The organism is Cribrihabitans pelagius, assembly GCF_048820915.1.
Lineage (GTDB): Bacteria > Pseudomonadota > Alphaproteobacteria > Rhodobacterales > Rhodobacteraceae > Cribrihabitans_A > Cribrihabitans_A pelagius.
The window spans coordinates 23825-47606 of the sequence record NZ_JBMERR010000003.1; the positions used below are offsets into that span (position 1 = coordinate 23825).

General features: G+C 65.4%; 28 protein-coding genes. 14 read left to right on the forward strand and 14 right to left on the reverse strand.

Going from position 1 to position 23782, the window contains the following annotated elements; genetic code table 11:
- Positions 1-38: 38 nt before the first annotated feature.
- Positions 39-818: a hypothetical protein gene (locus tag ACOHX0_RS03350; protein ID WP_420675244.1), complete on the forward strand. Its 780-nt coding sequence runs from the start codon at positions 39-41 to the stop codon at positions 816-818.
- 21 nt (positions 819-839) lie between these two features.
- Here ACOHX0_RS03350 and ACOHX0_RS03355 read toward each other — a convergent pair whose 3' ends face one another.
- The gene (locus ACOHX0_RS03355; RefSeq protein WP_420675245.1) at positions 840-1253 is read right to left on the reverse strand and encodes a hypothetical protein; all 414 of its coding nucleotides are present in this window, start codon (positions 1251-1253) and stop codon (positions 840-842) included.
- 12 nt (positions 1254-1265) lie between these two features.
- Positions 1266-2468, reverse strand: coding sequence for a pyridoxal phosphate-dependent aminotransferase (locus ACOHX0_RS03360; protein ID WP_420675246.1), 1203 nt, complete (start codon positions 2466-2468; stop codon positions 1266-1268).
- Positions 2469-2564: 96 nt separating this feature from the next.
- Here ACOHX0_RS03360 and ACOHX0_RS03365 point away from each other — a divergent pair, with 96 nt between their 5' ends.
- The 3 genes from ACOHX0_RS03365 to ACOHX0_RS03375 all read left to right on the forward strand — a co-directional run bounded on the left by ACOHX0_RS03365 (position 2565) and on the right by ACOHX0_RS03375 (position 3806).
- Entirely contained in the window at positions 2565-2972 is a 408-nt protein-coding gene (locus ACOHX0_RS03365; protein ID WP_420675247.1) for a helix-turn-helix domain-containing protein, read from the forward strand.
- Between the two features lie 2 nt (positions 2973-2974).
- Positions 2975-3232, forward strand: coding sequence for an FAD assembly factor SdhE (locus ACOHX0_RS03370; protein ID WP_420675248.1), 258 nt, complete (start codon positions 2975-2977; stop codon positions 3230-3232).
- Positions 3233-3308: 76 nt separating this feature from the next.
- Positions 3309-3806, forward strand: a complete 498-nt coding sequence (locus ACOHX0_RS03375) for a MarR family winged helix-turn-helix transcriptional regulator (RefSeq protein ID WP_420664466.1) — start codon at positions 3309-3311, stop codon at positions 3804-3806.
- Positions 3807-4249: 443 nt separating this feature from the next.
- On the opposite strand, the gene ACOHX0_RS03380 is transcribed toward ACOHX0_RS03375, so the two are convergent.
- The 3 genes from ACOHX0_RS03380 to ACOHX0_RS03390 form a co-directional block, all read right to left on the reverse strand.
- On the reverse strand, positions 4250-4678 hold the full coding sequence (locus ACOHX0_RS03380; protein WP_420675249.1) for a VOC family protein: 429 nt from the start codon (positions 4676-4678) through the stop codon (positions 4250-4252).
- A 66-nt stretch (positions 4679-4744) separates the two neighbouring features.
- Positions 4745-6148, reverse strand: coding sequence for a surface lipoprotein assembly modifier (locus tag ACOHX0_RS03385; protein ID WP_420675250.1), 1404 nt, complete (start codon positions 6146-6148; stop codon positions 4745-4747).
- Between the two features lie 6 nt (positions 6149-6154).
- Positions 6155-7201 carry a hypothetical protein gene (locus tag ACOHX0_RS03390; protein WP_420675251.1) on the reverse strand — a complete coding sequence of 349 codons (1047 nt, stop codon included), beginning with the start codon at positions 7199-7201 and terminating at the stop codon, positions 6155-6157.
- 221 nt (positions 7202-7422) lie between these two features.
- Between ACOHX0_RS03390 and ACOHX0_RS03395 the strand changes: the two genes are divergently transcribed.
- Positions 7423-8256: a thymidylate synthase gene (locus ACOHX0_RS03395; protein ID WP_420675253.1), complete on the forward strand. Its 834-nt coding sequence runs from the start codon at positions 7423-7425 to the stop codon at positions 8254-8256.
- Between the two features lie 35 nt (positions 8257-8291).
- A complete protein-coding gene (locus tag ACOHX0_RS03400; RefSeq protein ID WP_420675254.1) occupies positions 8292-8774 on the forward strand; it encodes a dihydrofolate reductase in 483 nt (160 codons plus the stop codon).
- A 74-nt stretch (positions 8775-8848) separates the two neighbouring features.
- On the opposite strand, the gene ACOHX0_RS03405 is transcribed toward ACOHX0_RS03400, so the two are convergent.
- Complete coding sequence (locus ACOHX0_RS03405; protein WP_420675255.1) at positions 8849-9055, reverse strand: cold-shock protein; 207 nt, start codon at positions 9053-9055, stop codon at positions 8849-8851.
- A gap of 194 nt (positions 9056-9249) precedes the next feature.
- On the opposite strand from ACOHX0_RS03405, the gene ACOHX0_RS03410 reads away from it, so the two are divergent.
- Together ACOHX0_RS03410 and ACOHX0_RS03415 are read left to right on the forward strand one after the other, a co-directional pair.
- On the forward strand, positions 9250-9567 hold the full coding sequence (locus ACOHX0_RS03410) for an arsenate reductase family protein (protein ID WP_420675256.1): 318 nt from the start codon (positions 9250-9252) through the stop codon (positions 9565-9567).
- Positions 9568-9609: 42 nt separating this feature from the next.
- Positions 9610-9978, forward strand: a complete 369-nt coding sequence (locus tag ACOHX0_RS03415) for a hypothetical protein (RefSeq protein WP_420675257.1) — start codon at positions 9610-9612, stop codon at positions 9976-9978.
- Between the two features lie 93 nt (positions 9979-10071).
- Here ACOHX0_RS03415 and ACOHX0_RS03420 read toward each other — a convergent pair whose 3' ends face one another.
- The 5 genes from ACOHX0_RS03420 to thrS all read right to left on the reverse strand — a co-directional run bounded on the left by ACOHX0_RS03420 (position 10072) and on the right by thrS (position 14836).
- On the reverse strand, positions 10072-10626 hold the full coding sequence (locus tag ACOHX0_RS03420; protein WP_420675258.1) for a DoxX family protein: 555 nt from the start codon (positions 10624-10626) through the stop codon (positions 10072-10074).
- 4 nt (positions 10627-10630) lie between these two features.
- Positions 10631-11401, reverse strand: coding sequence for an HvfC/BufC N-terminal domain-containing protein (locus ACOHX0_RS03425; protein WP_420675259.1), 771 nt, complete (start codon positions 11399-11401; stop codon positions 10631-10633).
- Positions 11398-12252, reverse strand: a complete 855-nt coding sequence (gene bufB, locus ACOHX0_RS03430) for an MNIO family bufferin maturase (RefSeq protein ID WP_420675260.1) — start codon at positions 12250-12252, stop codon at positions 11398-11400. The genes ACOHX0_RS03425 and bufB overlap by 4 nt, the downstream gene beginning before the upstream one ends.
- 98 nt (positions 12253-12350) lie before the next feature.
- Entirely contained in the window at positions 12351-12656 is a 306-nt protein-coding gene (locus ACOHX0_RS03435) for a BufA1 family periplasmic bufferin-type metallophore (RefSeq protein WP_420675261.1), read from the reverse strand.
- Between the two features lie 233 nt (positions 12657-12889).
- Entirely contained in the window at positions 12890-14836 is a 1947-nt protein-coding gene (gene thrS / locus ACOHX0_RS03440) for a threonine--tRNA ligase (RefSeq protein WP_420675262.1), read from the reverse strand.
- A gap of 406 nt (positions 14837-15242) precedes the next feature.
- Between thrS and ACOHX0_RS03445 the strand changes: the two genes are divergently transcribed.
- The 4 genes from ACOHX0_RS03445 (at position 15243) to ACOHX0_RS03460 (ending at position 17595) form a co-directional block, all read left to right on the forward strand.
- Positions 15243-15383, forward strand: a complete 141-nt coding sequence (locus ACOHX0_RS03445) for a hypothetical protein (RefSeq protein ID WP_420675263.1) — start codon at positions 15243-15245, stop codon at positions 15381-15383.
- A gap of 83 nt (positions 15384-15466) precedes the next feature.
- Positions 15467-16216: an alpha/beta fold hydrolase gene (locus ACOHX0_RS03450; RefSeq protein ID WP_420675264.1), complete on the forward strand. Its 750-nt coding sequence runs from the start codon at positions 15467-15469 to the stop codon at positions 16214-16216.
- A gap of 91 nt (positions 16217-16307) precedes the next feature.
- Positions 16308-16733 (forward strand): VOC family protein, encoded by a 426-nt coding sequence (locus ACOHX0_RS03455; protein WP_420675265.1) that lies wholly within the window; start codon positions 16308-16310, stop codon positions 16731-16733.
- Between the two features lie 115 nt (positions 16734-16848).
- On the forward strand, positions 16849-17595 hold the full coding sequence (locus tag ACOHX0_RS03460; RefSeq protein WP_420675266.1) for an alpha/beta fold hydrolase: 747 nt from the start codon (positions 16849-16851) through the stop codon (positions 17593-17595).
- A 4-nt stretch (positions 17596-17599) separates the two neighbouring features.
- Here ACOHX0_RS03460 and ACOHX0_RS03465 read toward each other — a convergent pair whose 3' ends face one another.
- Positions 17600-18175: a DUF6151 family protein gene (locus tag ACOHX0_RS03465; RefSeq protein WP_420675267.1), complete on the reverse strand. Its 576-nt coding sequence runs from the start codon at positions 18173-18175 to the stop codon at positions 17600-17602.
- Positions 18176-18179: 4 nt separating this feature from the next.
- Entirely contained in the window at positions 18180-19454 is a 1275-nt protein-coding gene (phaZ, locus tag ACOHX0_RS03470) for a polyhydroxyalkanoate depolymerase (protein ID WP_420675268.1), read from the reverse strand.
- Between the two features lie 133 nt (positions 19455-19587).
- Between phaZ and ACOHX0_RS03475 the strand changes: the two genes are divergently transcribed.
- Positions 19588-21390 carry a PHA/PHB synthase family protein gene (locus ACOHX0_RS03475; protein ID WP_420675269.1) on the forward strand — a complete coding sequence of 601 codons (1803 nt, stop codon included), beginning with the start codon at positions 19588-19590 and terminating at the stop codon, positions 21388-21390.
- A 132-nt stretch (positions 21391-21522) separates the two neighbouring features.
- On the forward strand, positions 21523-21969 hold the full coding sequence (locus tag ACOHX0_RS03480; RefSeq protein ID WP_420675270.1) for a phasin family protein: 447 nt from the start codon (positions 21523-21525) through the stop codon (positions 21967-21969).
- 108 nt (positions 21970-22077) lie between these two features.
- Here the strand turns inward: ACOHX0_RS03480 and ACOHX0_RS03485 are convergent, their stop codons facing one another.
- Positions 22078-23514, reverse strand: a complete 1437-nt coding sequence (locus ACOHX0_RS03485; protein ID WP_420675272.1) for an adenylate cyclase Cya3 — start codon at positions 23512-23514, stop codon at positions 22078-22080.
- Positions 23515-23782: the final 268 nt, after the last annotated feature.

Sequence of the window (23782 nt, forward strand, 5' to 3'; positions counted from 1 at the left end):
ATACTGCGTGCCATCCTCAGCAGCATTGGGGCAAGGATATGAGGTCATCACGCGCCAGGCCGGGGCGCCGGGCGTTCTCCGGCGGACGGGCCATTCTGACCCTGCTGGCGGTGCTGTGGCTGGTGCCGGGGCCCGCGGGAGGAGACGAGCCGATGCCGAAGGGTCTGCTCTGGCAACGCAGCGGCCTGCCCGCCGTCTTCCCTTTGCAAATCAAGAGCCCCGAAGGGGACGGCTATTACCTGACCCTGCACGACCCAGCGACCGGCACCCCGGTGCTGGCCGCATTTGCCGGAGGAGGCACTTTCTTCCGTGTGCTGGTGCCGCCCGGCCGCTACCGGCTGCATATCGCGGCCGGCCAGGCCTGGCAGGGAGAGGACGCGCTTTTCGGGCCGGGCACTCGGCGCCTTGCGCTGGCGGAGGAGCTGGAGTTCGGCGTTCTTGGCGCAGGGATCAAGGGCGGGCATCTCGTCACCCTGAGGCAAGATGCGCCGGACGGGGTGCTGCGGGCGGAGGTGCAGCGGCAGTACATCTGCCAGACCGGCCGCATCGCGGTACGCGTGGGCAGCAGGACGCAGCCCGATTTTTCCGCCTTCCGCCTGCGCTCCACGCCGCGCCAGCGGCTGGGCCTGCACGGGCGCTGGGCGGTGCCCGCGGGACGGCTGCCGGAGCGTTTCGTGCTGGAGGCGGAGGAGGACGCGGACCGCCGGTTTGTGCGCTTCGGCATGAGGCAGCTCAACCGGGGCCCGGCCGCCCCTCCCGCGCGGCCGCCCGTTCCGCTGGAAGGGCGGTTTTCCCTGCACTCAAGCGTTTGCGGCTGAGAGCCCTGCCGACGGCGGCGCTCAGTCCCCGCCGCGCTCCGCGCTCAGCCGCTCGGCCTTCTTGCGCACAAGCACACTGCGCAGGTCGTGCATGGCGAGCAGCAGCGCGTCGGTCACCTCCTCCAGCTGTTCGGCCGAGGCGCGGCTGTTCGCCCAATGCGCAGTGAGGTTCAGATGGTCGATGGCGCGGTGAATGTCCTCCATGTCGCGCGCCGCCAGCGTCGCCGCGCGCGCCGCCATCCAGGCGCGGATCTCGGCCAGGTCACGGGGGCTCAACTGGCGCGGCCCGTGCGGCTTGATCTCGCCGTTGCGGATGTTCACCACCGCGATCTGGTCCATCTCGATCCGCCGCTGCCGGGTCTCGCTCTCGACCCGGAAGACAAAGGCGCCGTTCTCACGGACGCGGAAATAATACTCCGGCAGATCAGCGCCCATGCCTGTCCTCCCTCAGTTCAGCGCGGCGCAGAATTTCTGGATGCGGGTGCAAGCCTCGGTCAGGGCCTCGTCCGAGGTGGCATAGGACACCCGGAAGTTCGGCGAGAGGCCAAAGGCCGCGCCAAAGACCACGGCAACATCCGCTTCCTCCAGAAGGGCTGTGGCGAAATCCTCATCAGTTCCGATCACCTTGCCCGCGGGCGTGGTCTTGCCGATCAGCCCGGCGATGGAGGGGTAGACGTAGAAGGCGCCCTCCGGCGTGGGGCAGGAGATGCCCTCGATCTCCGACAGCATCGACACCACCAGGTTGCGGCGGCGCTTGAAGATCTCGGTGTTGGGCGCGAGGAACTCCTGCGTGCCGTTCAGCGCCTCCACCGCGGCCCATTGGCTGACCGAACAGGGGTTGGAGGTGGACTGCGACTGCACCTTGCGCATCGCCGCGATCAGCTGTTCCGAGCCTGCGGCGTAGCCGATGCGCCAGCCGGTCATCGCATAAGCCTTGGACACGCCATTGCAGGTGAGGGTGCGGTCATAAAGCCGCGGTTCCACCTGCGCGGGCGTGCAGAATTCGAACCCGTCGTAGGCGAGGTGCTCGTACATGTCGTCGGTCATCACCCAGACATGCGGGTGGCGCAGCAGCACATCGGTGAGCGCCTTCAGCTCCTCCCTGCTGTAGCCTGCGCCGGTGGGGTTCGACGGCGAGTTGAAGATGAACCACTTGGTCTTGGGCGTGATCGCCGCCTCCAGCTGATCGGCGGTCAGCTTGAAATTGGTCTGGATCGAGGTTTCAGCAATCACCGGCGTGCCGCCTGCCAGCAGCACCATATCCGGGTAGCTCACCCAGTAGGGCGCAGGGATCACCACTTCGTCACCCTCGTTCAGCGTCGCCATCAGCGCGTTGTAAAGCGTCTGCTTGCCGCCGCTGCCGACCGAAACCTGAGCTGGCGTGTACTCCAGCCCGTGATCACGCTTCATCTTGGCGCAGATGGCCTGCTTGAGTTCCGGGATGCCGTCGGGGGCGGTGTACTTGGTCTTGCCCGCGGCAATAGCCGCCACCGCGGCATCCTTGATGTTCTGCGGCGTGTCGAAATCCGGCTCCCCGGCGCTCAGCCCGATCACGTCGCGGCCGGCCGCTTTCAGCTCAGCCGCTTTTGCGGTCATCGCGATCGTGGGTGACGGTTTGACGCGAGAGAGTGTCTCGGACAGAAAAGACATAGGCTGTGCCCCGGTTTGTATGTTCCCTGGAACTGTCATAGGGTGCGCCCGGACAGCCTTCAAGCTGCATTGGCACAACGAATAGGAGAACGGACGATGGAACAGCAGGAAACGGACTGGTACGGCCCCGATGCAGCCACCTTCGGCGACCGCGTTGCCGCCGCCCGCGAAGCCGCGGGGATGACCCAGGCACAGCTGTCGCGCCGGCTGGGCATCAAGAAATCGACGCTTGCAGGCTGGGAACAGGACCTGAGCGAGCCGCGTGCCAACAAGCTGACGATGGTGGCCGGTGTCCTGAACGTTTCGATGTCCTGGCTGTTGACCGGCGAGGGTGAGGGCATGCCGGAGCCGCTTGATGGCGAGCTGGCAGCGAGCGATTTTGCCGGCATCCTGAGAGAGCTGCGCGACCTGCGCGGCGAGATGCGCAGCAACGCCGACCGCGCCGCGCGGCTGGAGAAGAAGCTGCGCACCCTGCTGAACGCTGCTGCCGAGCCCCAGGTGTAAGCGTGTCCGAGACCCGTGAGACCCGCTTGAAGCGGTTGCAGATGCGCTCGATGCGCCGCGGCATCAAGGAAATGGACATCCTGCTCTCTGCCTTTGCCGCGGCCAATCTGGCCGCGATGGACGATGCGCGGCTGGATCTCTATGACCGGCTGCTGCACGAGAACGACCAGGATCTCTACCAGTGGGTGACCGGCCAGTCGGAGCCCGCGGAAGGTTACCGCGGCCTTATCCAGGACATATCGCAAACCTACCAAAAATAATAAAATCCCAGCTTAACCGATTTTTCGGGAATTTTCCGCATTCTGTTCCTCGAGCAAATTCGAGTCGGAGATGCGAATGAGTATGGAAAAGCCAATCGGCCAGCAGGACCGCAAGGGGTTCATGACTGGCTACCTGGAAGCGCTCGCCCTGGTGGAGCGTCTTCACAGGCTGCTGCTGGATGTGATCAAGGACGAGTTCGAGCGCGTCGGCGTGCTCGAAATCAACGCGGTGCAGGCGCTGCTGTTGTTCAACATCGGCGATAATGAAGTCACCGCTGGCGAACTGAAAAGCCGCGGCTACTATCAGGGCAGCAACGTCAGCTACAACCTGAAGAAACTGGTGGAAATGGGCTACATGCACCACCAGCGCTGCGAGATCGACCGCCGTTCGGTGCGGGTGCGCCTGACCCCGCGCGGCCGGGAGATCCGCGACATCGTCTCGGCCCTTTTCTCGCGCCATGCGGAAGGGCTGGAAGGCAAGGGGGTGATTTCCTCCGAAGGGATCGAGGATATCACTGCTTCGCTCAAGCGCGTGGAGCGTTACTGGTCGGATCAAATCCGCTATATCTATTGAGAGCGCCTTTTGGGGCAGCCTGTCCCGGAAGGCAGCGCGGCAGCGGGCGAATCGCCGGGGGCCGCGGGAGGAGCAATCTACTCCACAGGTTCAAATGGGTGTACCGCCCGGGTCCGGTTTCGCGGGCCGCAGGTGTGAGGTTGCAGAAGTAACCGCCCACTTTTTCGCAAGTTTACCGGTTTCCCAAAATTGAGATCAGACACCGCAGCGCCCGCGAAGGCGGCATAGCGCGGCGCGATCTGCTGACGGCCAGCGGCCTTGGCCCGGACGTGCGGCGGGGCGGGCAGGGTTCTCCCGGCTGCGGCGGCCGTGTGCAGGCGCGCCATGTAGGCGTCAGATGGAATTGGGCCGCGCCCCTGTAAAACCTGGACGCGGCCTGTGCTCGTTTTTGGACGGTCGCTGCCTGGCCGTTTTGGCGGCAGGGTTGGGCGGTGCCGGGCGCCTTACCAGTGACCGGTGTTTTCCATGCTGGCCCAGGGTTCCTGCGGTTCCTTCCGCCCGCCGTTCTGCAGCAGCTCCACCGAGACGTTGTCGGGCGAGCGCACAAAGGCCATATGCCCGTCACGCGGCGGCCGGTTGATGGTAACGCCGTTGTCCATCAGGTGCTGGCAGGTGGCATAGATGTCATCCACCCCGTAAGCGAGATGGCCGAAATGGCGGCTGTCATCGGGCAGCGCATCGTCACCGTCCCAGTTGTAGGTGAGTTCCACCGGCGCCTCCTCCTGGCCCGGAGGCGCCATGAACACCAGGGTGAACCGCCCCTTCTCGTTCTCGTGGCGCTTGGTCTCCTTCAGGCCGAGAAGTTCATAAAAAGCCATCGACTTTTCCAGGTCCTTCACCCGGACCATCGTGTGCAGGTATCTGAGCGGCATGGGTGTCTCCATCTCGAGTCATCAGGACCGCCAGACTACCTGTCTGGCAGTCAGTGTCGAGCCGGTTCAAAACGCCGACTGAATACCGATGTTCACGCCGAAGCGGTGCGATTGATACAGGCCGATGTTGCTGTCCGTCTTGGCGCCGGAAACCCTGAGTGTCGGGTTGAAGCCGTAGTAACCGAGTTCCTTGAAGGTGAGCGACAGGTCCGCGGAGTATTTTTCATCGTGGCGCCCGTCCGGGCTGTGGGCGGAGACCGCGTAGTCCCGGTTGTAGGCCGCCACTCCAATGCGCGCGATGGCGCCGAGGATCGGCTTGCCGATCGTCAGTTGCGCTCTCAGCCCGGCTTCCGAGAACTCGTCCTCCGGGGAGGGGGAGTCGGACTTCGCCAGCGACAGCCCGGCGAGGATGGCGGCCTGACTGCCAAGGCGGAAACTGTAGGACACGTCCCCCCTCAGCGTGTCCTGGTCGCTGGTCATAACCCCGAACTGGCGGTCTCCGGAAACCCGGGCAGAAATCCGCCGGCCGCCCTCCAGCTTGTAACTCTGCCCCGCCGAAAGCCGCAGGAAGCGGGTGTATTCCTCGCCGCCGAACCAGGTCTGCCCGCCGTGAACGGCAACGCGGTATTCACCGCGCCGGTCCAGATTGAGACCTTTGTGGGCGTAGCCGGCCGTGTAGGAGCCGAAGGCAAAGTCGCTGCCCTTTGCCCCCGGCGCCTGCGCCCTGGCATCGCCCGACAGCGTGTAGGTGCGCAGGTCCGCCGACAGGGTCAGATCGTGCGCGCGGGTGGCGGTTTCCCTGAACCGGTAGCGGGTGCTGAAGCTGACCGCGTATTCGATCCCGGACAACGCCATCTGCGTGCCGCCAAGCTGAAACTCCGCGGGCCGGCCCAGCAGCGCTTCCGTCAGCCGGTAATGCAGGTAGGAGGTGCGCTCGCTCGACCCGTTATTGATGTTGGATTCGGGCGTGACAGACAAAGAAATCCGGTGCAGCCAGGGACTTGACGCACGGACATAGCGGAAATCGCGGATCGCGCGGCGCTGGAGTGTTTCGTTTGGCGCGTGGTGAACCGCGCGGCGCAGCCAGAACTGGGCCAGGGTCTTCTTGCCGTCCGAGGACAGGGCCTGCGCCATCAGCAGGGAGGCGGCGAATTTCTGTGCATCGTTTTCCGCCAGCCGCCAGGCCTGCTTTGCGGCGCGGCGCGCGTTCCGGAAACTGCCAAGTGAGCGTGCCGCCCGCGACTGGATGAGCAGGGCAGTGCGGTCCTTCGGGTCCCGCTGCAGCAGCGCCGCCGAAAACTTGTAGGCGTCCTGCGGGTTGCCCTGCCGCAGCGCGGCCGCCGCCGTCTCCCGGAATTGCGCCGGGGTGAGTTCGGCTGACGCAGCAGGCGCGTTGCCGGGCAGCACCGGCAGAGCCGGAACCAGCGCCGCCAGCGCCGCCAGGCGGAGGTATTTCCGCGGATCGGGCACGAGGGGTCAGTTGTCGTAGACGATGAAGCCGCCGGTTTCCCGCACGGTGTCCGCGGCCGGATCGATCGAATTCGTCACCACGACCACCCCGGCGATCTCCTCGGCATTGTCACCGGACACCACCGCGTAGTAATTCCCTGCCTCGTAAACCTGCACGGAGCCGCTGGAGTCGGTGTAGAAGCTGGTCAGAGTGCCCAGGATCTCGCCGTTGTCATCCAAGGCGCCAGGGCCGACGTCGAGCGACAGCACGGGAATCGAGGACAGACTCAGGCTGTTTTCCGAGTTGATGCGGCTCAGGACATCGCCGGTGATGTCATTACCGTTGACGTCGAAGATCCTGCGGTTGCTGAACTGGCCCTGCACCGCGCGGCCGCCTTGACCTGACGTGTCGTTGAAGTCGTCGAAATCGATAGCAATCTGCACGTCCGCCGTGGTGTACTCCAGCCCGCCGCTGCCGTTGAAATCGCGGATGCCGGCCATGGAACCGTTGTAGACCGCCTGTCCGGTCGCCGGCAGGGTGACACCGTTGTCGCGCTGGTAGATGAAACCGCCAAACCCATAGTCGACATATGAGCCGGTCCGCACGATGGCGAATTGAGTGTTGCCCGAAGTGCTGACGCCGTAGATGGCCCGGTGCGTGAACTGGTTGATCGGCGTGCCGCCGGTCGAGTCGGGATACTGGGCATCGGCCTCATAGACGGCAAAGGGGCCGAGGCTGCTGACGGCGGTGCCGCGCGCGTAGCCGTTGTCGCCGTCAAAGCCGAGGTTGTCCACGTTGAACGTGTCCGTAGCGGAGTCGTAGCTGATGTTGGTGGCGTAGCCGTCGCCCTCTTCGCCGCCGTCTGCCTCGGTGGGCTCGGACCGGAAGATGCCTGCTGAAGGGGTGGGCGACGCGGTGCCGGGGGGCGTTCCATCGCGGACGATCGGTGTGCCGGTATCGCCTCCGCCATCGCCGCCGTCACTGCCCGAGTCTTCCGCTTCGGTGAACGGGTTGCCGCCGCTGCATGCCGACAGGGCCCCCGCCACGGCGAGCCCCAGCCAAAAACGCCTCATCTGCCTCTACCTCAAATATCTTGTTGTTTGGCGGCACCTTCCGCGGGGGGTATGGCAAAGTCAATTGTGCAGGCGGCAATTCGGGAGGACCGTGGCGGATGCGCTACCGTTTTTTTCCGGGGCGGGCAGGCCGCCCGGTGCGGCGGAATTCCGGCTTGGCGGGCGCGGCGTCAAAGGCTATGCCGGGGCACCGGCCGAAGGCGAAACGGAAAGGGGCACTGATGCGGCAATATCACGACGCGCTGAAGCAGATTCTCGACCAGGGCGTGGCCTCGAGCGACCGCACCGGCACCGGCACACTGTCCTGGTTCGGCCTGCAGGCGCGTTACCCGCTGGCCGAGGGCTTCCCGCTGGTCACCACCAAGAAGCTGCACCTGCGCTCGATTATCCACGAGCTATTGTGGTTCCTCTCCGGCGATACCAACATCCGTTACCTCAAGGAAAACGGCGTCTCGATCTGGGACGAATGGGCCGACGAGAACGGCGATCTCGGCCCGGTCTACGGCCACCAGTGGCGCCGCTTCCCGCGGCTGGAGCCGCTGGCGGGGCACATGGGCGACGAACCGCTCTACCGTGCGGGCAGCGTCGACCAAATTGCCGGTCTGGTGGAGATGATCCGCAGGAACCCCGACAGCCGCCGCCTGATCGTCACGGCCTGGAACCCGGCCGACGTGCCCCAAATGGCGCTGCCGCCGTGCCATACACTCTGGCAGGTGCGCATCCTGGGCGGCAAGCTGCATCTGCAGCTCTACCAGCGCTCGGCCGACATGTTCCTCGGCGTGCCGTTCAACATCGCCTCCTACGCTCTGTTGCAGATGATGCTGGCGCATGTGACGGGCTATGAGCCGGGCGAATTCATCCACACGATGGGTGATGCACATATCTATTCCAACCACATGGAACAGGTGCGCCTGCAGCTGACCCGCACTCCCAAGCCGCTGCCGAAGCTGAGGATCAAGCGGCAGGTCAGCTCGATCTTCGACTTCCGCTACGAGGATTTCGAGATCCTGAACTACGATCCCGATCCGGCAATCAAGGCCCCGGTGGCGGTCTGAGCCCCGGGTTCACCAGCAATAAGACGGAGCAGGCGATGATCACCCTGATCGCGGCCCGGGCGCAGAATGGCGCCATCGGCAAGGACAACACCATCCCCTGGCACGCGCCCGAGGACCTGAAGGCGTTCCAGCGCGAGACCCTGGGCGGCGCTTTGATCATGGGGCGGAACACCTGGGACAGCCTGCCGGTCAAGCCGCTGAAGAACCGGCTGAATCTGGTGGTGTCATCTAACCCCGAAGCAGCGCCGCAGGTGCTGCCTTCGATAGAGGCCGCGGTGGCGGAAGCATACGCGCAAGGCTGCCGGCGCCTTTACGGCATCGGCGGCGAAGGCATCTACCGCGCCATGCTGGGCATCGCCGACCGCCTGCTGATCACCGAGGTCAGCATGACCGTGCCGGATGCGGATGCCTATTTTCCCGCGTTCACGCACAAAGATTGGCTCAGCACCGGCGAAACCGTGCTGCGGGCGGAAGACCCGGCCTGCGTGTTGCACGAATATCTGCGCCGCCGCGGTTAGAACCTAACGGCGCTGCCAGTCGCGCGGACCGCGGGCGTCTGCGCCCTTGCAGGCGCAGCGCGAGGGGTATGATGTCAGGAAGGTTTGAGTTCGCTAGCCATTTTGCGGCCGTCACGGCCTTCGGTCAGCTGGTAATTCACCTTCATGTTGTCAGCCAACCCGGCCATGCCGGATCGCTCAACCTGGGAAATGTGCACGAACACATCTTTGCCGCCCTCATCGGGCTCAATAAAGCCGTAGCCTTTGGTGGTGTTGAACCATTTCACGGTGCCACTTGGCATTTCCCGTGTCTCCTTCTACTTTGCACTTCGCCTTGGCGTGCCAAATGGGCGCGCACTGCCCCTCCGCACGCCTGCGTTGCGCGTGGCAAAGGGGCAGACGCCTTCGAGTTTTACACGGGTTTGCCAAAAATCAAGAAAAACTGGCGTATTCCACCATAAATTGTGAGCCGCCGGCGGCGGAAGACGGAGCGAGAATGAAGATCTATGGGCTGAAAAACTGCGACACCTGCCGCAAGGCACTGAAACAATTGCCAGAAGCTGAGTTTGTTGACGTTAGGGCAGAGGGCGTCCCGGCGCCGCTTTTGCAGGCGGCGCTCACGCAGTTTGGCGGCAAACTGGTCAATACACGCTCCACCACATGGCGCGGTTTGGATGAATCCGAACGCACGCGGCCGCCGCTGGAGCTGTTGCAGGCGCATCCCGCGCTGATGAAGCGGCCGCTCATCGATGCGGGCGGCACGCTCTGCCTCGGCTGGGACAAGTCCACCCAGGCGGCCCTTGGCGCGGGCTGAGCGCGTGCTTATCTCAGCGGTCTGAGCAGCGGGAGAAGAGACATGCGCAATGCGGCGCTGGTACTGGGAATCGTGGCGGGGCTCTTTGCCATGATCGTGGGGTTCGCGGGCTATGGCTATACCGCGGCGGTTGAGTATTTCGGCCCGGTCGAGGGGCTGGCCGGGCAGGTGGAGAATGTCCCGCAACTCCGGCTGATGGCGGTGCTGGCGCCGCTCTTGGCGATTGCGGGCGGCGCGATGGCTCGGGCGCGGGCGCTGTGGGGCGGGGTGCTGCTGCTGGCTTCAGCCGCGGCAATGTATGCGGGGTTCGGCTTCAACGTCTTTACCATCTTTCCGCTGAGTTTTGCGCTGGCGGCAGGCCTCTTGGCGCTGGCCGCGGGCAAACCGGACGAGCCCAAGGCGCATTTCTGAACCGGGCGCGGCCAGGTCCGCCATGAACGCCGCCACGAAAAAGGCGCCGCTGCCAGACGGGCAGGGCGCCTTTTGCTTGTCCCGCCCCGTGCCTCAGCCCTCCACGCGGCGGCTGATCAGCGCATCGAGCGAAAGCGCCCCCGCGCCGCGCACCACCAGATAGGCGAGCACAAACACCCAGAACAGCCGCTGGTCCAGGATTACACCGTCCGGAAAACGGTCGAACAGCGCGCCCAGCGTCTTGGTGTCGGTGGCGCCGTGGCCGAAGATGTCGGTGAGGGATTGCACCACGATGAAGCCGATCATGCAAAGCGCGGAGAGCCGGGTGAACAGGCCGATCACGATCAGGAGCGGCAGCAGGAACTCAGCATAGGTGCCCGCCAGCACAACCAGCGTGTGGAAGGCGCCGAACTGCGAGACATCATAGCCTGCCGCCTCCAGCTGTTTCGGGAAGATCTGGCTGTAGGCGCCGACCGAGGGCGTGAACAGCCCCGCCAGACCGCCGCCCAGCTTGGTCAGGCCGGAGTTCCAGAAATACACCAGCAGCGTCGCGGCAAAAACAAAGCGCGCGATGAGCGGCAGCAGCCGGTCTCCGGCCCGCGCGACGGGGGTGAAAACGGCGTGATGGAAGGATACAAGTGCGTGCATGGGGTTACCCTTCATTGGTCTCTGCGGAAGTATTCAGTACGGTGATCGCGCCGCCCTGCAGGAGCAGGGCCAGCGTGGCGCCAAGATCAAAGCCGGGGGTGTCCTCCGCAGCGTGGTCCAGCGCCGCGCCAAGGCTTTCTCCCGCCGTCAGCGCGCCGATCCAAGCGCCGCCGCCCGGCGGCAGCAGGGCGGGGGCTGGGTCGAATTCGGGCCGGGTGACCAGCACGTCCTGCCCACCCGCCTGCGGCTTGGGCGCGCCGGCCTCAGAGTTGTAGCGCCAGATCGCATGCAGCGGCCACGACGAGCGCAGAAGCTGCACCGCGGGGGCAAATTCCAGCGTCGCCGCCATCAGCGTTTCCGGCGCCATCGCGCCCAAAGTTTCCGGCGCGATGGGTATGGCATCACGGGCGTGATAGGCGCGGCGCAGCGCCAGCTCCAGCCGGGCCACATCGCCCAGATAGCCGAGGTGCGCTAGCTGCGGCATCGCCTCCAGAAAGGCGGGGAACTCCGCGCCGTAGAACATCATCAGCGGCGACGCGGGCGGATGCGCGCGCAGGTAGAGCCGCGCGATCCCGTCCATGTTTTCCTTGCCAAGCAGCTTGGCAATCACCGGGAAGGCGCTGTGCAGCGCCTCGCACAGGGAGACGGTCACGTTGTTGCGGTAGACGTCGAAGCGGCGGCCGGCGGGCCGGGCAAGGTGATCCTGCAAGCCCTCCGGCACCGACTGGCCGGGATCCATCAGGGCGCGGGTGAACTGGGACTGGGAGACGCTCATGCGGGCACCCTTTCCAGCGCGGCGGCCGCACGCGCGGCCTCCCCCGCGAGCACATCCCAGGCGGGCACGTCGTTGTCCCATTCGATCAGCACCGGCTTCGGGCCAGAGCGTGCCAGCGTGTAGTCCAGGAGCGTCCAGACTGGATCGGCCACCGGGGTGCCGTGGCTGTCGATCAGCAGCGGGCCGCCGCTGCCGTCCTCATCCTCGTCATGGCCGCCAAGGTGGATTTCGCCGGCCTGATCCAGCGGGAAGGCGTCGATATAGCCTTGGGGCGAAAAGCCGAGGTTGGTGGCGGAAACAAAGACGTTGTTCACGTCCAGTAGCAGCCCGCAGCCGGTGCGCCGCGCGATCTCACCCAGGAACTCCGGCTCGGACCAGGTGCTTTCGGAAAAGCTCAGGTAGCTCGAAGGATTTTCCAGCAGCATCTGCCGCCCGGCCGTCTCCTGCACTTCAGCGATGTGATCGCAGATTCGGGAGAGCGTCGCGCTGGTGTAGGGCAGGGGCAGCAGGTCGTTGTAGAAATGGCTGTCATGCGTGGACCAGGCCAGGTGTTCGGAAAAACTTGCAGGCTTGAGCCAGCCCATGAGGTGCTTCAGCCGCGCCAGGTGGTCTGCGTCGAGCCGGCCCTCGCCGCCGATCGACAGGCCAACGCCATGCACCGATATGGGAAAGCGTTCCGCCAGGTGGCGCAGCTGGGCCAGCGGACGGCCGCCGCCGCCCATGTAGTTCTCGGCGTGGATTTCCAGCCACTCAACCGCGCCCGGATTCGCCAGCAGATCGGAGAAATGCTGCGGCTTGTAGCCCACGCCCGGCGCGGCGGGCAGGTGTTTGCGTGCGGCGGCGTCCAGCATGGCGGCTCCTGTTGCGGTGTTCGCGGCAGATGCGGGGAGGCGGATGCAAAAAGGGCGGGAATTGCCGTCTCCCGCCCCCCTGTTGTACTTTCGCGCGCTTATGCGGGCAGGTCGCGTTCCAGCGGCTCCAGCGAGCCCTTGCGCTCCGAACCATCTGCGGTTTGCGGCAGTTCGATCTCTTCGCAGGTGCCTGCATCAACCAGGGTCCAAGCGTTGCCCTGATAGTCCATAGTCGAGGTGCCGGCGCAGGTGGTGCCGGGGCCTGCGGCACAGTCGTTCTGGCCGGCCAGCGAAACGCCGTAGCATTTTTCCTTGGTGCCCGCGGCAGCGGGAACGGCCGATGCGGCGGCCAGGGCGGCGGCAACGGCGCCTGCGACGGCCAGGGATTTTGCGGTGTTCGACATCTCGGTAAGTCCTTTTCGGTTTTGCTTGCGGTGTCGGGTATGACAGGGAAACCCTAGCGCGCAGTTTAAGCGAACTTAAGTCACGACCCTGTGTCTCACGCCCGTGTCAGCATATGTTATGGCAACTTGCGGCAATCGGGCGCGCAGGGGGCTGTTATCAGGCGGTTTTTCGCCCCTTCGTAACAAAACGGCCCCCGAGGGGGGGCCGCTAGATGCTGGAATGGCGGGAATTGTTACAGAAGATCCGGCGGGGTGGCCTCCGCGGCCAGCGCCTTTGTAACATTTTCAAGGCTTTCCACCTTGGTCTGCTTCTCGCCCAGGCGGCGGATAGAGACAGTGCGCTCTTCCACCTCGCGGTGGCCGACGGCGAGGATGACCGGCACCTTGCCCACGGAATGCTCGCGGACCTTGTAGCTGATCTTCTCGTTGCGGACGTCGGCCTCGGCGCGCACGCCGGCCTTCTTCAGCTCGGCCACGACTTCATGCACGTAGTCGTCAGCCTCCGAAGTGATCGAGGCGACCACAACCTGGCGCGGCGCCAGCCAGAACGGCAGCTTGCCCGCATGGCTTTCGATCAGGATGCCGATGAAGCGCTCGAAGGAGCCCAGGCAGGCGCGGTGCAGCATGTAGGGGCGGTGCTTGGCGCCGTCCTCGCCGATGTAATTGGCATTCAGACGCTCCGGCAGGTTGGGATCCACCTGGAAGGTGCCGCACTGCCAGACCCGGCCAATGGCATCGGTCAGTTTGAAGTCCAGCTTGGGGCCGTAGAAGGCGCCTTCGCCCGGGTCCAGCGTATAGGCGTTGCCGGTCTTCTTGATGGCGTTTTCCAGCGCTGCCTCGACATGGTCCCAGCTTTCTTCGCTGCCAACGCGTTTTTCCGGACGGGTGGCGAACATGATCTCAAATTCCTCGAACCCCAGATCCTTGTAAACTGAGGACAGGAAGTCGATAAACTTGGCGCATTCCGCCTCGATCTGCTCTTCGGTGCAGAAGATATGCGCATCGTCCTGGGTAAAGCCGCGCACCCGCATGATGCCGTGCAGCGCGCCCGAGGGCTCGTAGCGGTTGCAGGAGCCGAATTCGGCCATCCGCAGCGGCAGGTCGCGGTAGGATTTGAGGCCCTGGTTGTAGACCTGCACATGGCACGGGCAGTTCATCGGCTTCAGCGCGTTGATGGTTTTCTCACGCGCGTGCTCCTCGTCCACTTCGACGATGAACATGTGCTCCTGATACTTGTCCCAGTGACCCGAGGCCTCCCACAGCTTGCGGTCGACCACCTGCGGGGTATTCACCTCGACATAGCCGTCGGCGCGCTGTTTGCGGCGCATGTAGTTCTGCAGCTCGGTGTAAATGGTCCAGCCGTTCGGATGCCAGAAGATCTGGCCCGGCGCTTCTTCCTGCATATGGAAGAGGTTCATCTCGCGGCCCAGCTTGCGGTGGTCGCGCTTGGCAGCCTCCTCCAGCATGGTGAGGTGGGCCTTCAGCTTCTCCTTGCCGGTGAAGGCAACGCCGTAGATCCGCTGCAGCATGGCGCGCGAGCTGTCGCCGCGCCAGTAGGCGCCGGCAATGCTCATCAGCTTGAAGGCATCGCCCGGCAGCTGGCCGGTGTGCTGAAGATGCGGGCCGCGGCAAAGATCCTGCCAGTCACCATGCCAGTACATCCGCAGCGGCTCATCGCCGGGAATGCTCTCGATCAGCTCGACCTTATAAGGCTCATTGTTGTCGGTGTAATGCTGGATCGCGCGGTCGCGCTCCCAGACCTCGGTGCGGACCTCATCACGCTTGTTGATGATTTCCTTCATCTTTTTCTCGATGGCGCCGAGATCTTCGGGGGTGAAGGGCTCAGCCCGGTCGAAGTCGTAATACCAGCCGTTCTCGATCACCGGGCCGATGGTGACCTTGGTGTCGGGCCAGATTTCCTGCACTGCGCGCGCCATCACATGGGCAAGGTCATGGCGGATCAGCTCGTTGGCCTGCACCTCGTCCTTCATGGTGTGGATGGCGATAGCGGCGTCATCTTCGATCGGCCACTGCAGGTCCCAGTGCTGATCGTTGACGGTGGCGGAGATGGCCTTCTTGGCCAGCGAGGTGGAAATGCTGGAGGCCACCTGCGCCGGGGTTACGCCCGCGTCATAGGATCGTGCATTGCCATCGGGGAAGGTGAGAGAGATTTGGGCCATGGTCTGGCTGCTCCTCGTCGGTTTGGCGCCCACAGAACGCCCGGTTGCGGGTTTGTGTCTGGGCGCTATGTGAAGCCCGGGCGCGGGCAAGTCAAGCCGGGGGAGGCCAGAGGACGGCGGCAACTGGACTTTTCCGGGAGCCGGCCGGCGGCGGCGCGGCGGACGCGGCCGAGGCGCGCAACGGGCAGCGCCATGCGGTGTTGCTGTCGATGACCAAGGCCGCCGGCAGGCTGATTGGCCCCAAGCCAGGGCTGAGCTGAATGCCGGCGGGCGCAGTGTGCGCTTCGTCTTCATCGCCGCCCTGGTGCCGCTGCGTGAGCCGGGGGCGCTCTTGCCGCAGGTGATCCTCGCGGGCTGGGTTGCGCGGTGGAAGCGGTGCTAACGGGCCCGGGCGGGCGGTTCGGCGATGCAGGGCGCGGCGGCGGCGATTGCGCTGGTGGCGCTGCCGCCTGAAGGCTGGGCGGCGGGGCTCGCGGTCTGCCTGGCGCCCATGGCGCTCGCCGCATTGCCCGGAGCGCCGGCGCTGGAGGAGGCGGAGGGCGGCTGAGCCGCCGGTAAACCATTGCAAACGGGGTTTTCCTGCCGTGCGGAACAGGGCACTCTGGCGCGGTGATTGCAACCGAGGACGCCATGACCAAACCCGAATACCTCGACACGCCCGATGGGCGCCGCATCGCCTACCACCGCAGCGCAGGGCAGGGGCCCTGGGTGGTGTTCCTTGGCGGGCTGAAATCCGACATGGAAGGCACCAAGGCGGTGCATCTGGAAGCCTGGGCCAAGGCCCGCGGCCAGTCATTCCTGCGGTTCGACTATTCCGGCCACGGCGAAAGCTCAGGGCGATTCGAGGAGGGCTGCATCGGCGACTGGCACGAGGACACGCTGGCCGCGGTCAACGCGCTGACCGAGGGCGAGGTGGTGCCCGTCGGCTCCTCCATGGGCGGCTGGCAGGCGCTGCTGCTGGCGCGCGCGATGCCGGAGCGGATCAAGGGCATGGTCACCATCGCCGCAGCCCCGGACTTCACCGAGGACGGCTATTGGGCCAATTTCTCGGACAGCCAGAAGGCGCAGCTGGAAAGCCAAGGCTATGTTGAACTGCCCAGCGACTACATGGAGCCCTACCACATCAGCAAGCGGATGATCGAGGACGGCCGCAAGCGGCTGGTGCTGCGCTCGCCGCTGTTCCTGCCGTTCCCGGTGCGCGGCCTGCAGGGCACCGCCGACACCGCCGTCTCCACCGAGACCGCACTGCGGCTGATGAGCCATGCCACTTGCCCCGACATGCGGCTGGCGCTGGTCAAGGACGCCGATCACCGCTTCTCGGACCCGGCCTGCCTGACGATGATCGAAACCGCGGTGCGTGAGGTGCTGGGCGAAGTCTGACACCGGGGCGGCAGGCTCCATGTTCGCGCATTGGTCCGCGTTCACATGAGTGCTATCCTTCGCGCAGCTTTCAACCAGGGAGAATCCCACGATGGAACAGCGGGTAAGCCTGATCACGCTGGGCGTGCCGGACACGGCGGCCGCCGCGGCTTTCTATGAGGCGCTGGGCTGGCGGCGGGCGCAGAGCCCGGACGGGGTGGTGGCTTTTGATCTGCTGTCGCAGACGCTGGGGCTTTATCCGCTCGATGCCTTGGCCGAGGACATCGGCCTGCCGCCTTCGGCACTGGGTGCGGGTGCCATGACGCTCAGCCACAACACCCGCAGTCAGGAGGAGGTGTCAGAACTGCTCGCCGCCGCCGAAGCCGCCGGCGCGGAGATCCTGAAGCCCGCGCAGGATGCGTTCTGGGGCGGCCACCACGGCTATTTCCGCAGCCCCGACGGCCACATCTGGGAGATCGCCTTCAACCCGTTTTCCACCCTCGGCACCGATGGCGCCTTTTGCTGGAACGGTTACTGACCGTGGCGCGCCGGCGGCAGCTGCATTAAAAAATGCCTCTTATGCGCTGATTTTATTGTCGGCTTCCGCCCGCGGCCTGCACAGTTGAAAGGCAGGCAGACCGCGAGGGCAGGCAATGGGGCAGACGCAACAACCAGGCCAGGAACCTTTGGTGCTGCTGCCGGGCATGATGTGCGACGGGCGGATATTCGAGCCCCAGGTCAGGACATTTTCAGGCAGCATGCCGGTCATGGTGCTGCCGCTGGCAGGTGGTGGCACGGTGGAGGAGATCGCCTCCCGCATGCTCGCCAACCTGCCGCCGCGCTTTGCGCTGGCAGGGCAGGAGATGGGCGCGATCCTGGCGATGGAGTTGGTCCGCCGCGCGCCGGACCGGGTGACCCGGCTCTGCCTGATGGCGGCGACGGCCCTGGCCGACACGCCGCAGCAAGCCGCCGACCGCGAGCCGCTGATCATCGCCGCCCGCACCGGCCGTCTGCAGGACGCCTTGCAAGCTACCCTGCCGCCGGATGTGCTGGCGCCGGGGCTGCGGCGGCTGGAAGTGCTGGAGATGTACTGCCGGATGGGTCTGGAACTTGGCCCAGAGCTTTACGAAAGCCAGACCCGTGCCTTGCAGCGGCGGCCCGATCAGCAGGCGGTATTGCGCCGGGTGAAAGTGCCGGCGCTGGTGCTCTGCGGGGCACACGACCGGCTGACGCCGGTGGCCAAGCACGAACTTCTGGCGCAGCTGATCCCCAGCGCCCGGCTGGAGGTGATCGAGGATGCGGGCCACATGCCGGTGCTGGAACAGCCCGAGGCGGTGAACCGAGCGCTGCTAAGCTGGCTGGCCGAGCCGCCCGTTGAGGCTGGCCTCCGCCTGCACTGACGTTTCAGCGGTAGAGCGGCGCACGCTCTTCCTTGCTCAAGAGATGCACCTCTGCCACCGGCTTTCCGGTCGCCGCATCGAAGAAGGGCGACTGCCGCCAGCGCCCCGACAGCCGCGCCGAGAGCATCCGGCTCAGCACCCCCCAGGCCATCACGCCCGCGCCCTTGGTGCGCGGCGGCTTGCCGGACTGCGGGATGAAGGCCTCCGCCCGGCGCTTGCCCAATGGGGCCTTGTCCTGAAACAGATCCGCGCGCATGCCGGCAAAGGGCAGCCCGGGCCAGGCCAACGTATTGGCAAAAGGCGTGCCGCAGCAGGCGGCATACCAGCGCAAGGGCCCGCGCGGCCCCAGCCGGATCGCTTGCAGATGTTCCGCCCCTTGGGTGATCGTGATCGCATCGGGGGCCAGCTGGAACAGGTCGACGGGTTCCGGCGCCTGGTCCGGCTGGCCGTGGTAGAGCTCGTTGGCGCGGCAGTCGGCGCAGTGGCAGGCGATGCGCGTGCCCGCCTTTACGCCCAGCGCCGAAACATGTCCCGCCAGCGCGCCGCAGCGGCAGGAGAATGCCAGCCCCTCCGCCGCCATCGGATCAGGCGGCCGTGTTGCTGTTGGCCGGCCGGGTGCGCACGGCCTTGCGGCTGTTGGCGTTCATGAAGTCGATCACCAGCGGCCGGATGTTGTCACGCCAGCTGCGGCCCGCAAAGATGCCGTAATGGCCCGCGCCGGGCTCCACGTGGCTTGCCTTCTTCTCCTCCGGCAGGCCGGTCAGCAGGTTGAGCGCGGCGACGCACTGTCCGGGGGCGGAGATGTCGTCCTTGGCGCCTTCGACCGTTTTCACCGCGACGTCGGTAATCTTGCCGATATCCACCTTGTGGCCGTTCACGACGAATTCGTTACGGGCGATCTCGCGGTTCTTGAAGACGCGTTCCACCGTGGACAGGTAGAATTCCGCGGGCATGTCCATCACCGCCAGGTATTCGTCGTAGAACCGGTTGTGGGCGTCATGGTCCGTGGCCTCGCCGCGCGACACCCGCTGGATCTGGTCCACGAAGGCCTTGCTGTGGCGTTCGCCGTTCATCGACATGAAGGAAGCAAGCTGCAACAGCCCGGGATAGACCATGCGGCCCACGCCCTTGTACTTGAAGCCAACGCGCTGGATCATCGTCTCTTCCAGCTGGCCCATGGTGACGCGGCGGCCGAAATCGGTGACCTCGGTGGGGCTCGCGTCCGGGTCGACGGGGCCGCCGATCAGCGTCAGCGAGGAAGGCTGCGCCTTGGGGTCCTGCTCCGCCAGGTAGGCGGTTGCCGCCAGCGTCAGCGGCGCCGGCTGGCAGACCGCGACCACATGGCTGTCGGGGCCCAGCTCGCGCATGAAGTCGACGAGGTAGAGCGTGTAATCCTCGACATCGAACTTGCCGGCCGAAACCGGGATGTCGCGGGCATTGTGCCAGTCAGTGACATAGACCTCGCAGTTGACCAGCAGGCTTTTTACGGTGGAGCGCAGGAGCGTCGCGTAGTGGCCCGACATCGGGGCCACCAAGAGCACCTTGCGCGGCTGCTCCTCGCGGCCGCTGACCCGGAAATGGAGGAGATCGCCGAAGGGCTTCTCCATCACGGTCACGATGTCGACGAGATGGTCCCTGCCTTCCTCGCCGGTATAGGTGTGGATGCCCCAGTCAGGCTTCGCAACCATGCGCTGATAAGTGCGTTCGGTCACTTCACCCCAGGCCGCCATCCAGCTGAGCGCCGGATTTGGCAAGGCCGCAAAAATTGGATAGGATGCCATGGAAAGCGCGGTAGCCCCCAGCCATTGGTTGGTGTTGCGGACCGTTTCCATCAGGTCGTAGGTCATCATGTATCGCATGCTCGCCTCCAAGGAACTCCGCACCGGCGTTAAGGGGCCGCAAAAATCGGAAAACTGGATCAATCGCAGCTTTGCCCTGAAATCAGCAGATGCGTATTCTGCGTAGCAGAAAGCCTATGGGGGATTTTTTTAAATGACAACAAGTGAAGAGCTCAGCGCTGTACCCAACCCCGAGCAAGTTGAAAAGCTTAGGGAAAACATGACACGCGTGGAGGAGCTCTCCAAGCGGCTGGTCACGGTGATGGCCCAGAAGGCCCCGCATGACCCCGCTTTGGACGCTCCGAATCAAGAGCTTTTTGCACGCGCAGCAACGGCCTACTGGGCTGAAGCGCTGCAAAACCCGGCCAAACTGATGGAGCATCAGGTCGAGTACTGGAGCAAATCGGTGATGAACTTTGCCGAGGCGCAGCGCGCCCTGGCCGCCGCCGGAGAGGAGGCCGCGGAGGGCGGGCCCGCGGATCCGCGCTTTGCCAACCCGCTTTGGCACAGCAACCCATATTTCAACTACGTCAAGCAGCAGTATCTCACCAATGCCGAAGCCATCCGCGAGGCAGTGCAGACGGCAAGCGATCTGGAGGGCAAGGACAAGCAGCGGCTGGGCTACTTCGCCGAGCAGATCATCGAGATGATGTCGCCCACCAACTTCCTGCCCACCAACCCGGATGCGCTGGAGCGCGCGGTGGAGACCGAGGGCCAGTCGCTGATCGACGGGCTGGAGAACCTGGTCTCCGATCTCGAGGCCAACAACGGCGAGCTGGTGGTGCGGCTGGCGGATGAGAACGCCTTCGAGCTGGGCGGCAATATCGCGACCACGCCGGGCGATGTGGTGTTCCGCAACCGGATGATGGAGCTGATCCAGTACAAGCCGGTGACCGACACTGTGCATGAAACCCCGATCGTGCTGTTTCCGCCCTGGATCAACAAGTTCTACATCCTCGACCTGAAGGCGCAGAACAGCTTCATCAAATGGGTGACCGAACAGGGCTACACGCTGTTTGTGGTGAGCTGGGTCAACCCGGACGACAGCTATGCCGAGGCCGGGCTGGAGGATTATATCGAGGAAGGATTCCTGACCGCGATCGACACGGTGAAGGAGATCTGCGGCGTGCCCCAGGTGAACACCGTCGGCTACTGCATCGCCGGCACCACGCTGTCGCTCACCCTGGCGCTGCTGAAGAAGCGCGGCGGGAAGCCGGTGAAATCTGCCACCTTCTTCACCGCGCTCACCGATTTCGACGACCAGGGCGAGTTTACCCCCTTCCTGCAGGACGACTTCATCGACGGGATCGAACGGGAAGTCGAGGACAGCGGCCTCTTGCGCTCCTGGATCATGGCGCGCACCTTCTCCTTCCTGCGCTCCAAGGACCTGGTCTATGGACCGGCGGTGAAAAGCTACATGATGGGCCAGACCCCGCCCGCCTTCGATCTCCTGTACTGGAACGGCGATGGCGCCAACCTGCCGGGGCGGATGGCGATGCAGTACCTGCGCGGCCTGTGCCAGCGCAACGAGTTCGCCCGCGACGGCTTCAAGATCCTGGGCGAGACGCTGCATGTAAGCGATGTGGACGTGCCGCTGTTCGCCGTCACCTGCGAGACCGACCACATCGCGCGCTGGAAGGACTGCTACCGCGGCGTGCAGCAGATGGGGGCGCGCAGCAAGACCTTCGTGCTGTCGCAGTCGGGTCATATCGCGGGCATCGTGAACCCGCCCAGCCGCAACAAATACGGCCATTTCACCAACGGCGACCTCGATGCCGGTCCGGCCGCCTGGCAGGAGGGCGCGGAGTTCCACGAAGGCTCCTGGTGGCCGCGCTGGGAAGCTTGGCTGAAGAAGCGCTCCGGCAAGCAGGTGCCCGCCCGCGAGGCGGGTGATTCTGGCTTCCCCGCGCTGGAGCCGGCCCCTGGCAGCTATGTGAAAGTGAAGGCAAGCCGCTGATTTCTCTGCCTTTGCGAAGTTTTTCTGCACCGCAGCAACAAAATCCTTGAAATGCTGCGGTGCAGCGCTCATATTCGGTTCAGACGACAAAAGCAGGATGGTCCTGCTGCAGCTTTCTGAGGAATTAGAACTATGGCAAAGACCCAAGACTTCACCGCGATGATGAAAGACTTCATGGGCGCCTTCCCGGTCGACACCAAGGCAATGGAAGACGTGTTCAAGAACACCGCCGCCCTGAACGAAAAACTCTCCGCTGTTGCGCTGGACGCGGCCGGTAAATCGGCCGAAATCTCCAGCAAGTGGACCAAGGAAACCCTGGCCAAGCTGGGCGAAGTATCCAAGGTCAAGGAAGACCCGGCAGACTATGCCAAATCCGCAACTGACTTCGCGTCGGCCTCCGCCGAAGTGGCCGCCGAGAACATGGCCGCCTTTGCCGAAGTGGCAAAGAAGGTCCAGATGGACACCGTCGAGCTGATGATGTCGGCAGGCAAGGACTTCAGCGAGGAAGCCTCCGCTGCGGTCAAGAAGGCCACCGCCGAGGTGAGCACCGCCGCCAAGAAGTCCGCTGCTGCCAAGTAAGGCGCCAGCAGGAAACGTCCGCGATCGGGTTCCCGCTCTCCTCCCTTCGGAGCCGGATCGTGAAGAAGGGCAGGCCGCAAGGCCTGTCCTTTTGCATTTGGAGGGGGGCTATTCCGGCAGCCCGGCCCGGCGCAACCCGTCGCAATAATGCGAAAGGTCGCCGGGATTTGCGCAGGGCAAGACGCGGGCAATGCGCCGGATGGTGGTGCCCGGGGCGGCCTCCAGGATCCGGCGCCGTTCGGCCGCGGCGTCTGCCGCGTGACCCAGCTGGCCATGGCAGGCGGCCGCATGCCAATGCGGGGCCGGGAAGTTGGGATAGAGCCCGATTGCCTTCTTCAGCGGCAGCAGCCCGGCCTCGTAGCGCCGCTGCATGTATTGCGCCAGTCCAATGAACCAATAGTAGTAGCTGGGGTGGAAGGGGTTGGCGGCCACCGCCTTCGCCAGTTCCTCCAGCGCCCGGCCCGGCTCGCCGCAGCATATGCGGTACAGCGCGTGAAAGGCGTGAGTGTCGCCATCGTTCGGATTCAGCATCAGCGCGCGGTTCAGATACGCCCCAGCCAGCGCCAGGCCGCCGTCGAACAGGCAGAGCACCCCAAGCCGCCGCTGCACCACCGCATCCAGCGGATCCAGCCCGGCGGCGCGGCGCAACAGCGGCAGCGCCCGCCCCAGCGTCTCCCGGCGTGAGCGGCCCCAGCCGCTCATCCATTCCGCTAGATAAGTGAGCGCCGCACCGGCAAGAGCGGCCGCATTGTCCGGATCGGCCTGGCTGGCGCGCTGGTAGAGCGTGCGGCAGCGCCGCAGCGCCTGCGGTGAGTCCAGCACCACCGATTTCGCCATCACCGCCAGCTCCTGCGCGCTCAGCCCGGCCAGGCCGCCGCCGCCACGCGCCAGCACCCGCTGCCCCGCCAGCCGGTCCAGCTGCCAGGTCAGGGTCTGCACGATTGCGCCGGCCAGTTCGTCCTGCAACGCAAAGAGATCGCCTTCGGCGCGGTCGTAATGGGCATTCCAAAGGGTGATGCCGCTCCTGCCGTCGATCAGCCCGACGGTGACACGCAGCTGGCCCGGCGCCCGCCGCACCCGGCCTTCGACCACGAAGCGCACCCCCAGTTGAAAGGCCGCCAGTGCTGCGGGCAGGGGCCGTGGCACCCGGGCGGCCGCAGCACTGCGCGCAATCACCCGCAGCTGGCGGAAACGGGAGAGGCCGATGATCACGTCCTCAGTCAGCCCGCTGCCCAGTCCGCCGCCCGCCCCTGAGCCCGCCCCTGTGCCTGCGGCCTCTTCAGCACCCTGCGCATCCGCCTCGTCGGTGAAGGGCAGCACCGCCACCGACATTTCCATACCCGGCGGGGTGGCGAAATGCTGCGGCTCAGGCGCCGCGACCGCGCGCCAGAGCCGCTCTCCCGCGGGCCCGCGGCCCGGACGCCGCGGCTGGAAGCGCGCGCCGCAGTCGCCTTCCGCCTGCCGGCGGACCGCGTCGGAGACCAGGACCTCGCCCGCTTCGGCCAGCCGGTGCAGATCCCGCGCGGTGCGAAGAGGGCCCGTCACGGCGGACTCCCCGGCCTGCATGCCGCGCGCGGCGCTGTGGATGGCGATGGCGCAGCGGCCGCGCGGTCCGGGCGGGGCGGACTCGTCCCCCAGGCGAAGCATCTCCAGCGCTGCGTTAACGGCCTGCAGCGCAGTGGGGAAAGCGGCTGCCAGCCCCGGCCCGTCCGGTGCCAGCAGATGGCCGCGATGCTGGCGGGCAATCGCCCTCAGCTGCGTTTCCGCCGCAACAGTCCAGCCGCCCGGGGCCCCGGCAGCCGCCGCGCTCCCT

Coding starts and splice junctions, on each gene's coding strand:
- ACOHX0_RS03350 (WP_420675244.1), top strand. CDS start 39: ATGAGGTCATCACGCGCCAGGCCGGGGCGCCGGGCGTTCTCCGGCGGA.
- ACOHX0_RS03355 (WP_420675245.1), bottom strand. CDS start 1,253: ATGGGCGCTGATCTGCCGGAGTATTATTTCCGCGTCCGTGAGAACGGC.
- ACOHX0_RS03360 (WP_420675246.1), bottom strand. CDS start 2,468: ATGTCTTTTCTGTCCGAGACACTCTCTCGCGTCAAACCGTCACCCACG.
- ACOHX0_RS03365 (WP_420675247.1), top strand. CDS start 2,565: ATGGAACAGCAGGAAACGGACTGGTACGGCCCCGATGCAGCCACCTTC.
- ACOHX0_RS03375 (WP_420664466.1), top strand. CDS start 3,309: ATGAGTATGGAAAAGCCAATCGGCCAGCAGGACCGCAAGGGGTTCATG.
- ACOHX0_RS03380 (WP_420675249.1), bottom strand. CDS start 4,678: ATGCCGCTCAGATACCTGCACACGATGGTCCGGGTGAAGGACCTGGAA.
- ACOHX0_RS03390 (WP_420675251.1), bottom strand. CDS start 7,201: ATGAGGCGTTTTTGGCTGGGGCTCGCCGTGGCGGGGGCCCTGTCGGCA.
- ACOHX0_RS03395 (WP_420675253.1), top strand. CDS start 7,423: ATGCGGCAATATCACGACGCGCTGAAGCAGATTCTCGACCAGGGCGTG.
- ACOHX0_RS03400 (WP_420675254.1), top strand. CDS start 8,292: ATGATCACCCTGATCGCGGCCCGGGCGCAGAATGGCGCCATCGGCAAG.
- ACOHX0_RS03405 (WP_420675255.1), bottom strand. CDS start 9,055: ATGCCAAGTGGCACCGTGAAATGGTTCAACACCACCAAAGGCTACGGC.
- ACOHX0_RS03410 (WP_420675256.1), top strand. CDS start 9,250: ATGAAGATCTATGGGCTGAAAAACTGCGACACCTGCCGCAAGGCACTG.
- ACOHX0_RS03415 (WP_420675257.1), top strand. CDS start 9,610: ATGCGCAATGCGGCGCTGGTACTGGGAATCGTGGCGGGGCTCTTTGCC.
- ACOHX0_RS03420 (WP_420675258.1), bottom strand. CDS start 10,626: ATGCACGCACTTGTATCCTTCCATCACGCCGTTTTCACCCCCGTCGCG.
- ACOHX0_RS03425 (WP_420675259.1), bottom strand. CDS start 11,401: ATGAGCGTCTCCCAGTCCCAGTTCACCCGCGCCCTGATGGATCCCGGC.
- bufB (WP_420675260.1), bottom strand. CDS start 12,252: ATGCTGGACGCCGCCGCACGCAAACACCTGCCCGCCGCGCCGGGCGTG.
- ACOHX0_RS03435 (WP_420675261.1), bottom strand. CDS start 12,656: ATGTCGAACACCGCAAAATCCCTGGCCGTCGCAGGCGCCGTTGCCGCC.
- thrS (WP_420675262.1), bottom strand. CDS start 14,836: ATGGCCCAAATCTCTCTCACCTTCCCCGATGGCAATGCACGATCCTAT.
- ACOHX0_RS03445 (WP_420675263.1), top strand. CDS start 15,243: ATGCAGGGCGCGGCGGCGGCGATTGCGCTGGTGGCGCTGCCGCCTGAA.
- ACOHX0_RS03450 (WP_420675264.1), top strand. CDS start 15,467: ATGACCAAACCCGAATACCTCGACACGCCCGATGGGCGCCGCATCGCC.
- ACOHX0_RS03455 (WP_420675265.1), top strand. CDS start 16,308: ATGGAACAGCGGGTAAGCCTGATCACGCTGGGCGTGCCGGACACGGCG.
- ACOHX0_RS03460 (WP_420675266.1), top strand. CDS start 16,849: ATGGGGCAGACGCAACAACCAGGCCAGGAACCTTTGGTGCTGCTGCCG.
- ACOHX0_RS03465 (WP_420675267.1), bottom strand. CDS start 18,175: ATGGCGGCGGAGGGGCTGGCATTCTCCTGCCGCTGCGGCGCGCTGGCG.
- phaZ (WP_420675268.1), bottom strand. CDS start 19,454: ATGCGATACATGATGACCTACGACCTGATGGAAACGGTCCGCAACACC.
- ACOHX0_RS03475 (WP_420675269.1), top strand. CDS start 19,588: ATGACAACAAGTGAAGAGCTCAGCGCTGTACCCAACCCCGAGCAAGTT.
- ACOHX0_RS03480 (WP_420675270.1), top strand. CDS start 21,523: ATGGCAAAGACCCAAGACTTCACCGCGATGATGAAAGACTTCATGGGC.